Source organism: Bordetella genomosp. 9 (genome assembly GCF_002261425.1).
GTDB lineage: Bacteria > Pseudomonadota > Gammaproteobacteria > Burkholderiales > Burkholderiaceae_B > Bordetella_C.
Genome location: NZ_NEVJ01000001.1, coordinates 1,030,739 through 1,043,253, shown reverse-complemented (window position 1 = coordinate 1,043,253; position 12,515 = coordinate 1,030,739). Strand labels below are relative to the sequence as shown.

Below are 12,515 nucleotides of genomic sequence, written 5' to 3'. Positions count from 1 at the left end.
GTTTGTGCCGGCCGCGACGCCCCGCGGCGGCCGGTTCGGCGCGGGCGCGGGCGGCGCGCGGCGGCCCGCCGTGGGGGCCGCCGAGGCGGCCGGCCCCGAACGTGGCAAAATTGTCCCTTTGCCGCCGCCTTAACGACGCCCAGCATGACCACTGCTTCCCCGCCCCCCGCCGCCGCCGCCAATTTCCTGCGGCACATCATCGAGGCCGATCTCAAGGCCGAGCGCTTCAAGGACAAGCACTGGGCCGGCGTTCCCGGTCCGGCGGCGGTACAGGCCCAGGGCGGCCTGGATCCGGCACGCATCCGCACCCGCTTCCCGCCCGAGCCGAACGGCTACCTGCATATCGGCCATGCCAAGAGCATCTGCGTGAATTTCGGGCTGGCGCGGGACTACGGCGGCACCTGTCACCTGCGCTTCGACGACACCAATCCCGAAAAGGAAGACCAGGAGTACGTCGACGCCATCGTCGAAGCCGTGCGCTGGCTGGGTTTCGACTGGAAAGCCGCGGATGGCCGCGAACAGCTGTATTTCGCCAGCGACTACTTCGACACCATGTACGCCTTCGCGCAGGCGCTGATCCGCGCCGGCTACGCCTACGTGGACCAGCAGTCGCCCGAGGAAATCCGCGCCCGCCGCGGCACGCTGACCGAGCCGGGCACGAACTCGCCCTGGCGCGACCGGCCGGCCCAGGAATCGCTGGACCTGCTGGCCGAAATGCGCGACGGCAAGCATCCGGACGGCAGCATGGTGCTGCGCGCGCGCATCGATATGGCGTCGCCCAACATCAATCTACGCGACCCCGTGATCTATCGCGTGCGCCACGCCACCCATCACCGGACCGGCGACAAGTGGTGCATCTATCCCATGTATACCTGGGCGCATCCCATCGAGGACGCCCTGGAAGGCATCACGCACAGCATCTGCACGCTGGAATTCGAAGACCAGCGGCCGTTCTACGACTGGACGCTGGACCGCCTGGCCGAGCTGGGCCTGCTGGCGCGCCCGCTGCCGCACCAATATGAATTCGCGCGGCTGAACATGACCTACGTGGTCACCAGCAAGCGCAAGCTGCTGCAGCTGGTGCGCGACGGCCATGTGGACGGCTGGGACGATCCGCGCATGCCCACCCTGTTCGGCATGCGCCGGCGCGGCTATCCGGCATCGGCCATCCGCCTGTTCTGCGACCGCACCAGTATTTCGAAATCGGACTCGCGCATCGACTACAGCCTGCTGGAAGCCGCGGTGCGCGACGAGCTGGATCCGGTCGCGCCGCGTTCCGTGGCGGTGCTGCAGCCCTTGAAGCTGGTCATCACCAACTACCCGGAAGACCGCGTCGAAATGTGCAGCGCGCCGCGCAATCCGCACGACCCCGCCCAGGGCCAGCGCGAATTCCCGCTGTCCCGCACCCTGTGGATCGAGCAGGACGATTTCCGCGAGGAGCCGCCCAAGAAGTATTTCCGCCTGTTCCCGGGCAACCTGGTGCGGCTGAAGTACGGCTACGTCGTGCGGTGCACCGGCTTCGTCAAGGACGACCAGGGCAATGTGGTCGAAGTCCAGGCCGAATACCTGCCGGAAACCAAGAGCGGCACGCCGGGCGCCGACAGCGTCAAGGTAAAGGGCAACATCACCTGGGTCAGCGCGGCGCATGCCGTCGGCGCCACGATCCAGCTCTATGACCGCCTGTTCGCCGATCCCCACCCGGATGCGGGCGACAAGGACTTCATCGCCGCGCTGAATCCGCATTCGCGCCAGACCGTACAGGGCTGGCTGGAACCGGGCACCGAACTCGCGCCGGGCGTGACCTGGCAGTTCGAACGGTTGGGTTATTTCACTCTGGACAGCGTGACGTCGACGGCGGACACGCCCATTCTGAACCGCGTGGTCACGCTGAAGGACTCCTGGGGCCAGGGCTGAGGCCCGCTCAGGTCCACTCCAGGTCCAAGCCCCGGCTAGGGGCGCCGGCGCCGGGTGTCCGGGTCCAGGTTGGCCGGCGTCGAGCCGGTATCGTCGGGACGGTCCATGGGCGGCGTGGCCACGTCGTTCGGCGGCAGCAGGCCTTTGCGTTCGGCGTCGCCCAACGGATCGGCGGACGCCCGGCCTGCCCCATCCCGGCCCCGCGGGGCCATCGCATCGTCGCCCGGCTTGCGATCGCGATCGTCATGCACGGGCAATTCCTTGTCCGGCAAGGCCCCGGCGTCGGGATCGTAGCCTTTTTCCAGTGTCCGCAGCGCCTCTTCTTCCTGGCCGCTCAGGTTGGTGGGACGGCGGGGCGTATCGCGATTGCTCATGGGAATGCTCCTGTTCAGCCGATAGGGTCGCCTGGCGCCGCGCAAGGCATGTGCCCGTATCGCCGTCCGGCGCGCGGCGCTACCCCGGCGATGTCACGGCAATATCGCGGCGAGCGGTCCGCGGGATGGCCGCTCGGTTATCATGCCCGTCGTTACCGTAACCGGCGGTCTTTTCCGGTTTTTCGCCGCAAAGATGAGCTCCGATTCCCTAGCCCTGGATTTCAAAAGCGCAACGCTTTACGCCGTGCGCGTCGTTTTGCATAGCGCCGATATCGCCCGGCTCGCCGCCGCACTCGATCAGCGCATGGCCGACGCCGGCAGCTTTTTCGAGAACGAACCTGTCGTGATCGACGCCAGCCGCGTCGATGGCCTGGTCGATTGGCCGGCGCTGCTGGACGCCCTGCGTAAACATAATCTGCCGCCCATCGGGGTGGTGGCCGAAGGCGACAATCTGCAGGCCGCGCAGGCCGCCGGCCTGGCCCCTGTCGAGCTGTCGACCCCGCCGGCTCGCCCGGCGCCGGCCGACGCCGGCAACTCGCCGCCGCCCATGCCCACGCAGCCCGCCGCCGCCCTGACCGCGGAGCCGGCCCCGCAAGCGGGCGCCGAAGAACCCGCCGCCGACGGATCAGCCACGGACGCAGCGGCCACGGATGCGCCGGCCGCCGATGCCGGCAAGGCCTCCGCCGCCGCGGCCGACAGCAAGGCAGCCTCGGGCACCCGCAAGGAAACCGCCGGCGGCAAGCCGGCGCCGTCCGTGGGCGCCAACGGCAAACCGGCGACCGCCAACGGCCGCACGCCCGAACCCCTGCCTTCGCGCGCGGCGCGGGAGACCACCTCGTCACCGGCCCCCACGCCCGCCGACCCGCAGTCTTCATCCGCGCTGGTGATCAGCCGTCCCCTGCGGTCGGGGCAGCGCGTCTACGCGCGCCACACCGACCTGGTGGTGATCGGCATGGTCAGCCAGGGCGCGGAAGTCATCGCCGACGGCAATGTGCACGTCTATGGTCCCCTGCGCGGCAAGGCCATGGCCGGCGCGCGCGGCGACACGTCGGCGCGCATCTTCACCACGCATCTGGATGCCGAACTGCTGGCCGTGGCCGGGGTATACCGCGTGGTGGAAGACAAGCTCGACTCGACGCTGCACGGCCAGCCCGCCCTGGTCCGCCTGGACGGCGACACCCTGCGTATCGAGGCGCTCAAGGGATAAGCTCCCGGCGCCGCGGGACAGCGCCCGCACACATGGGCCCGCGGCGCGGCGGGTCCCGTCCCCCATGGGACTTGGTGACCAAGGGTTGCCAGGCGCGTTGAATAAACGCTAAACGCGCAGTTTTGCTTTACGATACTGCGATTTATTTGCTCAGGACATAAGGGTTCTATCGACATGACGCGTACTGTTGTGGTCACTTCCGGCAAGGGCGGGGTGGGCAAGACGACTACCAGCGCCAGTTTCTCTTCCGGCCTAGCGATGCGCGGACACAAGACCGCTGTAATCGACTTCGACGTCGGCTTGCGTAATCTGGACCTGATCATGGGCTGCGAACGGCGTGTCGTGTACGACTTCGTCAATGTGATCCAGGGCGAAGCCTCGTTGAAGCAGGCGCTGATCAAGGACAAGCAGCTGGAAAACCTGTTCGTCCTGCCCGCTTCGCAGACCCGCGACAAGGATGCCTTGACGCAGGAAGGCGTGGGCAAGGTCATCGACGAATTGAAAGAGATGGGTTTCGACTACATCGTCTGCGATTCGCCCGCCGGTATCGAAACCGGCGCGCTGATGGCCGCCTATTTTGCCGACGACGCGCTGGTCGTCACCAATCCGGAAGTCTCTTCCGTGCGCGATTCGGACCGCATCCTGGGCATCCTGGCGGCCAAATCGAAGCGTGCCGTGGAAGGCGACGAGCCGGTCAAGGAATACCTGCTGCTGACGCGCTACAACCCCAAGCGCGTGTCCGAAGGCGAAATGCTTTCGCTGCAGGATATCGAAGACATCCTGCGCATCAAACTGATCGGCGTCATCCCCGAATCCGAATCGGTTCTGCAAGCGTCCAACCAGGGCGTGCCGGCCATCCACCTGAAGGATACCGATGTCGCGGAAGCGTACAAGGACGTGGTGGCCCGGTATCTCGGCGAGGAGCGTTCGCTGCGTTTTACCGACTATGCGAAGCCCGGTTTCCTGAAACGCATATTCGGAGGCAAGTAATCGATGTCCCTTCTGTCCTTTCTGCTCGGCCAGAAAAAGTCATCCGCCAGCGTTGCCAAGGAGCGTCTGCAGATCATCCTGGCGCATGAGCGCTCGGGCCGCGACGGCTCGCCCGACTATTTGCCGCAACTGCAGCAAGAGCTGATCGCCGTCATCTCGAAATACGTGAAGATCAATCCCGAGGACATCAAGGTGCACCTGGAACGCCAGGACACCCTGGAAATCCTCGAGGTCAAGATCGAGATGCCGCAGCCCTAGCAGCCGCGGACGCCCAGGCAGGGACGCAAAAAGCCCGCCCCGCGCAGAACGCGGGGCGGGCTTTTTACCGCCGGCTTGCCGCCGCGGATTACTTGCCGACCTGGTTGCCGATCACGCCGCCGATGGCCGCGCCGCCGACCGTGCCGAGCACGCCGCCGTTGGTGATGACCGCGCCGGCCACGCCGCCGATACCGGCCCCCGTGACCGTCGCCTTCTGCCGGTGGCTCATGCCATCCCATGTGGAGCATCCCGCCGCGGACGCGGCGATCAGCGCGACCGCGCACAGTTTGGACAATGTTTTGATCTTCATGATTTCTTCCTCCTGACATCGAAGGCGCCAGGCGGGGAAATCAGGCCCTGCCGCCGCGCCGTCTTGGGCGATGCCGTCATGGACGACACATCCAGCATTGCAAATGAATGACGGTGGGGGTGTGAACTTTGCCCAACAGTTGTGTCAAACCGTTCAGTTCCACGCCAGCTCCCGAGGCGCGATGTTGCTCTATTTGACCAGACGTAACACGTCGCGGAAGCGCGGATGTTCGCAGGTGCCCAGCCATTCGAAAAGCGCCATCTCGACGCTGACCACGTCGATGTCGTGGGCGCGCGCCCGCTGCATCGCGACATCGAAATCGGCGCGCTTGCGCGAGCCGCAGGCATCCGCGACCAGGCACACGCGGCGCCCCATGCGCCGCAGTTCGAGCGCGGTCTGCAGCACGCAGATGTGCGCCTCGCAACCCGCGATGAAGACCGTGCCGCGGGCGTTGGGCAGCCAGCTGTCGAAACCGGACTCCGCTGCCGCCGAAAAATGCATCTTCTGGAAGACCCCGCGCACCTGTCCGGCGATCTCGGGCACCGTGGCGCCCAGCGCCGCGCGGTGGTGCTCGGTGGCCACCACGGGCACGTCCAGCAGGGCCGCGCCCGCCGCCAGCTTGACGGCAGCGGCCAGGACGGCGGCACCGTCGTCGATCACGGGCATCAGCCGCGCCTGCATGTCCACGACCAGGACGGTGGCATCCGCTGCATTGTGGACGGGCATGGCGATCTCCTGACGATACGGGCGACGGGGCGCGGCTGGCGCCGGCGGCTTACTTCAGCGGCTTACTTCAACGGCTTGTAGCGCAGGCGCTTGGGCTTGGCGCCTTCTTCGCCCAGGCGGCGGCGCTTGTCCGCTTCGTATTCCTGGTAGTTGCCGTCGAAGAACACGACCTGCGAGTCGCCTTCGAAGGCCAGGATGTGCGTGGCGATACGGTCCAGGAACCAGCGATCGTGGCTGATCACCATGACGCTGCCCGGGAATTCGAGCAGGGCGTCTTCCAGCGCGCGCAGCGTTTCCACGTCCAGGTCGTTCGACGGTTCGTCCAGCAGCAGCACATTGCCGCCGGCGATCAGCGTCTTGGCCAGATGCAGGCGTCCGCGTTCGCCGCCCGACAGCTGGCCGACGATCTTGTTCTGGTCGCCGCCCTTGAAGTTGAACCGGCCCAGGTAGGCGCGCGACGACATTTCGAACTTGCCGACGGTCAATATGTCGGCGCCATCGGAGATCGCGTCGAACACGGTCTTGTTGTCGGTGAGCGAATCGCGCGACTGGTCCACATAGGCCAGCTTGACCGTCTGGCCCAGCGTGACCTTGCCCGAATCGGGTTGTTCGCGGCCGGCCAGCATGCGGAACAGCGTGGATTTACCGGCGCCGTTGGGGCCGATGATGCCGACGATGGCCCCGGGCGGCACCTTGAAGCTGAGATTGTCGATCAACAAACGATCGCCATAGGCCTTGCTGACGTTTTCGAACTCCACGACTTCATTGCCCAGGCGTTCGCCGACCGGGATGAAGATTTCCTGGGTTTCATTGCGCTTCTGGTACTCGTAGGACGACAGTTCTTCGAAGCGCGCCATGCGGGCCTTGGCCTTGGCCTGGCGGCCCTTGGGATTCTGGCGCACCCATTCCAGTTCCTTCTTGATGGTTTTCTGGCGCGCGGATTCGGTGGCTTCTTCCTGCTTGAGGCGGTCTTCCTTCTGCTCCAGCCAGGAGCTGTAGTTGCCCTTCCAGGGAATGCCATGGCCGCGGTCCAGTTCCAGGATCCATTCGGCGGCGTTGTCCAGGAAATAGCGGTCGTGGGTGACGCCGACCACGGTGCCGGGGAATTTCTGCAGGAACTGTTCCAGCCATTCGACACTTTCCGCGTCCAGGTGGTTGGTGGGCTCGTCCAGCAGCAGCATGTCGGGCTTGGACAGCAGCAGGCGGCACAGCGCGACACGGCGCTTTTCACCGCCCGACAGATGTTCGACGGACGCGTCCCAAGGCGGCAGGCGCAGGGCGTCGGCGGCGATTTCCATCTGGTGCTCGATATCGTCCGCGCCGCTGCTCGCGGCGGCGGCGATGATGGCTTCAAGTTCAGCCTGCTCGGCGGCCAGCGCGTCGAAATCGGCGTCCGGCTCCGCGTAGGCGGCATAGACCTCGTCCAGCCGCTTGCGCGCGGTGACGACCGCGCCCAGGCCTTCTTCCACCGCCTGCCGCACGGTATGCGAGGGATCCAGCTGCGGTTCCTGCGGCAGATAGCCGATATTCAAGCCGGGCATGGGCACGGCGTCGCCTTCGATGTCCTTGTCGACCCCGGCCATGATCTTCAGCAGGGTCGATTTGCCCGAACCGTTCAGGCCCAGCACGCCGATCTTGGCGCCGGGGAAGAAAGACAGCGAAATGTCGCGCAGGATCTGGCGCTTCGGCGGCACGATTTTGCCGACGCGGTTCATGGTGTAGACGTATTGGGCCATGGAGGATGCTTGAAAAATATCCGATCGAATTGGTGATTGTAGGGTGTGCGGCCGCGCGGAGCGACCGGCCCGTGCCGTCGGCGGCGCCAGGCGATCAACGGCGGGCGGGAAAAAGCAGGGACGACCCATTGGCCGATTCTCCTTTTGCCGCTCTTTCGATATTCTTACAGTTCCCCTGGCGCCTTGCGAGGCGCCGTGCAGCAGCAGGAAAGCATAATGTCCGCATCAGCCACTCCCCCCGACTCCGTTTCGCGCTTCCAGGCCGCCGAACTGGACATGCTGGCCAAGACCGCCGATGCCCTGAGCGCCTACCTGGGCAAGCCGGTGCTGGCCGAAGTCGGCACCGCGGACGACGGCCTCGAATGGGTCACCTTCGGCATCCCGCTGGATGCCGATGCGCTGGAAGGCGGCGAACATGATCCCGTGCGCGTGCAGATGGGCGGTCCCGACGCCAGGCTGCTGGGCAGCCGCGGCGGCCTCACCGGCACGGACGAGCAGGCCTACGATTGCCTGTACCTCTGGGCCATCCAGATCACGCTGGCCGAAGGCGAACGCTTCGTCAAGCTGGACCAGGACGGGGAAGAATCCGCCTGGTCGGATACCCTGGCCGACGTATTGCCCTTCGTCGTTTCCGATGAAGACTTGGCCGCCCTCGAAGACGAGGACGACGAGGACGAGGACGACGAGGACGACGAGGACGACGAGGACGACGAGGACGACGAGGACGAGCAGGACGTCGACCGCGGCGGGCCGCCCCGCCACTAGGCATGGGTGGGCACCGGTGGGCACCTTCAAGCAGGGATGCACGGCGCGTCGACGCGCCGGCAAGGCGCGGATGACGGCGGACGGGCCCGGCCATGCGCGGGGTGCCCGCCGCGTGGTTCAATAGCGCCCGTTGCCTGATCCCCACCCGATCCTGGAGCCCATCATGCCGTCCAAAGCCTTGCGTGCCGCCATGGCGCTGCTGGCCGCCTGCCTAGCCTTGCCGAGCTTCGCGCAAATGAAGATCGGCGTCGTCACGTCCTCGACCGGCCCAACGGCGCTGGTCGGCATTCCGCAGAAGAACACCGTGCCGCTGCTGCCCACGCGCATCGGCGACCTGACGGTGCAGTACATCGTGCTGGACGACGCCAGCGATACGACGCAATCGGTCACGGCGGTGCGCAAGCTGATCAACGAAGACCACGTCGACGCCATCATCGGGCCGCCCGGATCGCCCAACACGCTGGCCATCCTGCCCTTCGTCGCCGAAGCCGGCGTCCCGCTGCTGGCGCCGGTCGGCACGGCGGCGGCGGTGCTGCCCATGGACGCGCAGAAGAAGTGGGTGTTCAAGACCACGCAGAACGACGACATCATCGCCCAGGCCCTGGTGGACCACATGGCGCTGGCCGGCGTGAAGACGGTGGGCTTCATCGGCCTGAACGATCCGTACGGCGAGAACTGGCACAAGGTATTCGCCGACCTGGCCGCGCGGCGCCGTATCGAGATCGTCGCCAGCGAGCGCTACGTGCGCACCGACAGCTCGGTCACCGGTCAGGCCCTGAAGCTGCTGGCGGCCAAGCCGGACGCCGTGCTGATCGCGGCCCCCGGCGGCGCCAGTGTCCTGCCGGAGACCACGCTCGTCGACCTGGGCTACCGCGGCCAGTTCTACCAGACCCATGGCGCGGCGCTGCCCGACTTCCTGAAGCTCGGCGGCAAGAAAGTGGAAGGCACCATCCTGGCCGCCGGCCCCATGCTGGTGCTGCCGGAGATCGCCGACGACAACCCGTCCAAGAAGGTCGCCACCGCCTATATCGAGGCCTATCGCCAGCGCTACGGCGCGGCGCCGGCCACGTTCGGCGCGAATGTGTACGACGCCGGCCTGCTGCTGGAACGCGCCGTGCCCCAGGCCGAAAAAGCCGGCGCGCCGGGCACGCCCGCCTTCCGTTCGGCGCTGCGCGATGCGCTGGAACAGACCCGCGACCTGGTCGGCACACAGGGCGTGTACAACATGAGCCCGCAGGATCACAGCGGTTTCGACCAACGCGGCCGCGTCCTGATCACGGTCAAGAACGGCAACTGGACGCTGGTCAAGTAGCGGCGGCGATGAGCGCGCAGATCGCCCTGATCCTGGGCCAGGACGGCGTGGCCAACGGGGCGGTGTATGCCCTGCTCGCGCTGTGCATCCTGCTGGTGTTTTCGGTCACCCGCGTGCTGCTGATCCCGCAGGGCGAATTCGTCGTCTATGGCGCCCTCTGCATGGCGGCCATGCAGAACGGCCGCATGCCCGCGCTGGTGTGGCTGCTGGCCGGATTTGCGGTGGCCGAAGCCATCGCCGACGCGCGGGCGCGCGGCCCGGCGGCGGCTGCCGTCGCGCCACGCCGGCTGCTGGCCAGGATCGCCTATCCCTTCTTGCTGGCCGGCCTGTTGTGGCTGCTGCCGCTGGCCGCGCTGCCCATCTGGCTGCAAGGCCTGCTGACGCTGGCCATCGTCGCGCCCATGGGCCCGCAACTCTATCGCCTGTTCTACCAGCCCATCGCCGACGCCTCGACGCTGACGCTGTTGATCGTCTCGATCGCCGTGCATCTGGCGCTGGTGGGCCTGGGCCTGCTGGCCTTCGGGCCGGAAGGCGCGCGTACCGCGGCCTTCAGCGATGCCCGCTATCCGCTGGGCCCGGTGACCATCGCCAGCCAGACCGTGTGGATCGTCGCCGTATCGGTCGTGTGGATGGCCGTCCTGTTCCGCTTCTTCGGCCGCACGCTGGCCGGCCGCGCCTTGCTGGCGGCCGCGGACAATCGCATGGGCGCGCGGCTGGTGGGCATTTCGCCGGCCTACGCAGGCCGCGCGGTATTCCTGCTGGCCGCGACCCTGGGCGCATGCTCCGGCATCCTGGTGGGGCCCGCCACCACGCTGTATTACGACTCGGGCTTCCTGATCAGCCTGAAGGGCTTCGTCGCGGCCATCGTCGGCGGGCTGGCCAGCTACCCGCTGGCGGTGGCCGGGGCGCTGGCCGTGGGCCTGGTGGAAGCGTTCTCCGCATTCTGGGCCAGCGCCTACAAGGAGATCATCGTCTTCACGCTGATCATTCCTTTCCTGCTGTGGCGATCGCTGCGCCAGGGCCCGATCGAGGACGACGCCGAATGACGCCCGGCAAGGCACTGGCGGCCTTGGTGGCCCTGCTGGCCTGCGCGCCGTGGCTGCTGCCGCCGTTCCAGGTCAGCCTGCTGGGCAGCATCGGCATGTACACGCTGGTGGCGCTGGGACTGGTGCTGCTGACGGGGATCGCCGGCCTGACCAGTTTCGGCCAGGCGGCCTTCGTCGGCGTGGGCGCGTACACGGCGGCCCTGCTGGCGACGCGCGCGGCCACGCTGCCGGCCTGGATCGCCTGGCTGGGCGTGTCGCCATGGCTGTCGCTGGCGGCGGGGCTGGCCGCCGCGTTCGTGCTCGCCTGCTTGCTGGGCGCGATCACGCTGCGCCTGTCGGGGCACTTCCTGCCCATCGGCACGATCGCCTGGGGCCTGGGGCTGTACTTCGCTTTCGCCGCGATTCCCGGCCTGGGCGGTTTCAGCGGCATCGGCGATATTCCGCCGTTGCGCGTCGCCGGCTGGGCGCTGGGCGATCGCGGCATGTACTACCTGACCTGGCTGTTCCTGTTGCTGGCCGTCTGGACCACGCGCAACCTGCTCGACTCGCGCCAGGGCCGCGCGATGCGCGCGCTGCGCGGCGGCCGCGTCATGGCCGAATCCATGGGCGTGGACACGACGCGCGCGCGGGCCGTCATCTTCGTCATCGCGGCGCTGCAGGCCTGCGCGTCGGGCTGGCTGTACGCGCATACGCAGCGCTTCGTCAATCCGACGCCCTTCGGCCTGCAGATGGGGATCGAGTATCTGTTCATGACGGTCATCGGCGGCGCGTCGCACGTTTGGGGCGCGCTGGTGGGCGCCGGCGTCTTCACGCTGGCCAAGCAATGGCTGCAGGACTGGCTGCCGCGCCTGCTGGGGCAGAACGGCAACTTCGAGATCATCGTGTTCGGCTTCGGCATGGTGCTGGTGCTGCATCGCGCGCGCGGCGGGCTGTGGCCGGCGATCGCGCGGCGCCTGCCGGTGGCGCGCGCGCCGCGCAACGTCAATATGTCGGCCGAGCCGCTGCCGCGCCGGCCCCTGCCGCCGCGCGGCGACGTGGTGCTGGAAGCGCACGGGCTCACGCGGCGCTTCGGTGGACTGGTGGCGAACGACGGCATCGGATTGGCGGTGGAAGCGGGTCAGATCGTCGCGGTGATCGGCCCCAACGGCGCCGGCAAGAGCACGCTGTTCAACCTGCTGTCGGGCGTCGATACGCCGACGGCGGGATCGATATTGTTCCAGGGCGAACCGGTGGCCGGCCGCGGCGCCCGCCATATCGCCGCGCTGGGCATGAGCCGCACCTTCCAGCACGTGCGCCTGCTGCCGCGCATGAGCGTGCTGGACAACGTGGCGCTGGGCGCGCATCTGCGCGGCACCCATGGCGTCTGGGCCTCGAGCTGGCGCGCCGACCGCCGCGAGGAAGCCCGCCTGCTGGCGGAGTCCGCCAGGCAGGTGGAGCGGGTGGGCCTGGGCGCGCACATGCACGACGAAGCCGGCACACTGCCGCTGGGCCGCCAACGCATCCTGGAAGTCGCGCGGGCGCTGGCGGCGGACCCCTGCCTGCTGCTGATGGACGAACCCGCCGCCGGCCTGCGCCATCAGGAAAAGCGCGAGCTGGCCGCGCTGCTCGCGCGATTGCGCGCCGGCGGCATGGCCCTGCTGCTGGTGGAACACGACATGGATTTCGTCATGGAGCTGGCCGATCGCGTGATCGTGATGGATTTCGGCCAGAAGATCGCCGAAGGCACGCCCGCCGAGGTCCAGCGCGACCCGGCGGTCATGGAAGCCTATCTTGGTGCCATCGACTAAGGGCCGCGCCGCGGCACGGCGCGGCCCCAAAGGCAAGCGCGCCGAAGTAAAATGCGGCGCATCCCCACGGGCTTGCCGCTGATTCGCACG

The 12,515-nt window shown here is 67.6% G+C and carries 12 protein-coding genes; 8 read left to right on the top strand and 4 right to left on the bottom strand.

All coding sequences use genetic code 11. From position 1 onward, the window contains the following. Positions 1 to 144 precede the first annotated feature (144 nt). Positions 145 to 1,914: a glutamine--tRNA ligase/YqeY domain fusion protein gene (locus CAL26_RS04675; RefSeq protein ID WP_094845714.1), complete on the top strand. Its 1,770-nt coding sequence runs from the start codon at positions 145 to 147 to the stop codon at positions 1,912 to 1,914. A 35-nt stretch (positions 1,915 to 1,949) separates the two neighbouring features. Here the strand turns inward: CAL26_RS04675 and CAL26_RS04670 are convergent, their stop codons facing one another. Beyond that, complete coding sequence (locus tag CAL26_RS04670) at positions 1,950 to 2,288, bottom strand: hypothetical protein (RefSeq protein ID WP_094845713.1); 339 nt, start codon at positions 2,286 to 2,288, stop codon at positions 1,950 to 1,952. A 193-nt stretch (positions 2,289 to 2,481) separates the two neighbouring features. Between CAL26_RS04670 and minC the strand changes: the two genes are divergently transcribed. From minC to minE, 3 genes are all read left to right on the top strand, one after another. Beyond that, complete coding sequence (gene minC, locus CAL26_RS04665) at positions 2,482 to 3,495, top strand: septum site-determining protein MinC (RefSeq protein ID WP_094845712.1); 1,014 nt, start codon at positions 2,482 to 2,484, stop codon at positions 3,493 to 3,495. 174 nt (positions 3,496 to 3,669) lie between these two features. Further along, on the top strand, positions 3,670 to 4,485 hold the full coding sequence (minD, locus tag CAL26_RS04660) for a septum site-determining protein MinD (protein ID WP_086063573.1): 816 nt from the start codon (positions 3,670 to 3,672) through the stop codon (positions 4,483 to 4,485). A 3-nt stretch (positions 4,486 to 4,488) separates the two neighbouring features. Then, on the top strand, positions 4,489 to 4,743 hold the full coding sequence (gene minE, locus CAL26_RS04655) for a cell division topological specificity factor MinE (protein WP_086063572.1): 255 nt from the start codon (positions 4,489 to 4,491) through the stop codon (positions 4,741 to 4,743). Positions 4,744 to 4,831: 88 nt separating this feature from the next. Here the strand turns inward: minE and CAL26_RS04650 are convergent, their stop codons facing one another. From CAL26_RS04650 to ettA, 3 genes are all read right to left on the bottom strand, one after another. Continuing rightward, complete coding sequence (locus tag CAL26_RS04650) at positions 4,832 to 5,053, bottom strand: glycine zipper 2TM domain-containing protein (RefSeq protein ID WP_094845711.1); 222 nt, start codon at positions 5,051 to 5,053, stop codon at positions 4,832 to 4,834. 189 nt (positions 5,054 to 5,242) lie between these two features. Next, positions 5,243 to 5,779: an isochorismatase family protein gene (locus tag CAL26_RS04645; protein WP_094845710.1), complete on the bottom strand. Its 537-nt coding sequence runs from the start codon at positions 5,777 to 5,779 to the stop codon at positions 5,243 to 5,245. Between the two features lie 62 nt (positions 5,780 to 5,841). Continuing rightward, on the bottom strand, positions 5,842 to 7,515 hold the full coding sequence (gene ettA, locus CAL26_RS04640) for an energy-dependent translational throttle protein EttA (RefSeq protein ID WP_094845709.1): 1,674 nt from the start codon (positions 7,513 to 7,515) through the stop codon (positions 5,842 to 5,844). 216 nt (positions 7,516 to 7,731) lie between these two features. Between ettA and CAL26_RS04635 the strand changes: the two genes are divergently transcribed. From CAL26_RS04635 to CAL26_RS04620, 4 genes are all read left to right on the top strand, one after another. Next, positions 7,732 to 8,280 (top strand): hypothetical protein, encoded by a 549-nt coding sequence (locus tag CAL26_RS04635; protein WP_094845708.1) that lies wholly within the window; start codon positions 7,732 to 7,734, stop codon positions 8,278 to 8,280. 163 nt (positions 8,281 to 8,443) lie between these two features. Then, complete coding sequence (locus CAL26_RS04630) at positions 8,444 to 9,592, top strand: ABC transporter substrate-binding protein (RefSeq protein WP_094845707.1); 1,149 nt, start codon at positions 8,444 to 8,446, stop codon at positions 9,590 to 9,592. Positions 9,593 to 9,600: 8 nt separating this feature from the next. Then, the gene (locus tag CAL26_RS04625) at positions 9,601 to 10,638 is read left to right on the top strand and encodes a branched-chain amino acid ABC transporter permease (protein ID WP_094845706.1); all 1,038 of its coding nucleotides are present in this window, start codon (positions 9,601 to 9,603) and stop codon (positions 10,636 to 10,638) included. Then, positions 10,635 to 12,425, top strand: a complete 1,791-nt coding sequence (locus CAL26_RS04620; RefSeq protein WP_094845705.1) for a branched-chain amino acid ABC transporter ATP-binding protein/permease — start codon at positions 10,635 to 10,637, stop codon at positions 12,423 to 12,425. The genes CAL26_RS04625 and CAL26_RS04620 overlap by 4 nt, the downstream gene beginning before the upstream one ends. Positions 12,426 to 12,515 lie beyond the last annotated feature (90 nt).

Coding starts and splice junctions, on each gene's coding strand:
- minD (WP_086063573.1), top strand. CDS start 3,670: ATGACGCGTACTGTTGTGGTCACTTCCGGCAAGGGCGGGGTGGGCAAG.
- CAL26_RS04635 (WP_094845708.1), top strand. CDS start 7,732: ATGTCCGCATCAGCCACTCCCCCCGACTCCGTTTCGCGCTTCCAGGCC.
- CAL26_RS04650 (WP_094845711.1), bottom strand. CDS start 5,053: ATGAAGATCAAAACATTGTCCAAACTGTGCGCGGTCGCGCTGATCGCC.
- CAL26_RS04625 (WP_094845706.1), top strand. CDS start 9,601: ATGAGCGCGCAGATCGCCCTGATCCTGGGCCAGGACGGCGTGGCCAAC.
- CAL26_RS04670 (WP_094845713.1), bottom strand. CDS start 2,288: ATGAGCAATCGCGATACGCCCCGCCGTCCCACCAACCTGAGCGGCCAG.
- CAL26_RS04630 (WP_094845707.1), top strand. CDS start 8,444: ATGCCGTCCAAAGCCTTGCGTGCCGCCATGGCGCTGCTGGCCGCCTGC.
- minC (WP_094845712.1), top strand. CDS start 2,482: ATGAGCTCCGATTCCCTAGCCCTGGATTTCAAAAGCGCAACGCTTTAC.
- CAL26_RS04675 (WP_094845714.1), top strand. CDS start 145: ATGACCACTGCTTCCCCGCCCCCCGCCGCCGCCGCCAATTTCCTGCGG.
- ettA (WP_094845709.1), bottom strand. CDS start 7,515: ATGGCCCAATACGTCTACACCATGAACCGCGTCGGCAAAATCGTGCCG.
- minE (WP_086063572.1), top strand. CDS start 4,489: ATGTCCCTTCTGTCCTTTCTGCTCGGCCAGAAAAAGTCATCCGCCAGC.
- CAL26_RS04620 (WP_094845705.1), top strand. CDS start 10,635: ATGACGCCCGGCAAGGCACTGGCGGCCTTGGTGGCCCTGCTGGCCTGC.
- CAL26_RS04645 (WP_094845710.1), bottom strand. CDS start 5,779: ATGCCCGTCCACAATGCAGCGGATGCCACCGTCCTGGTCGTGGACATG.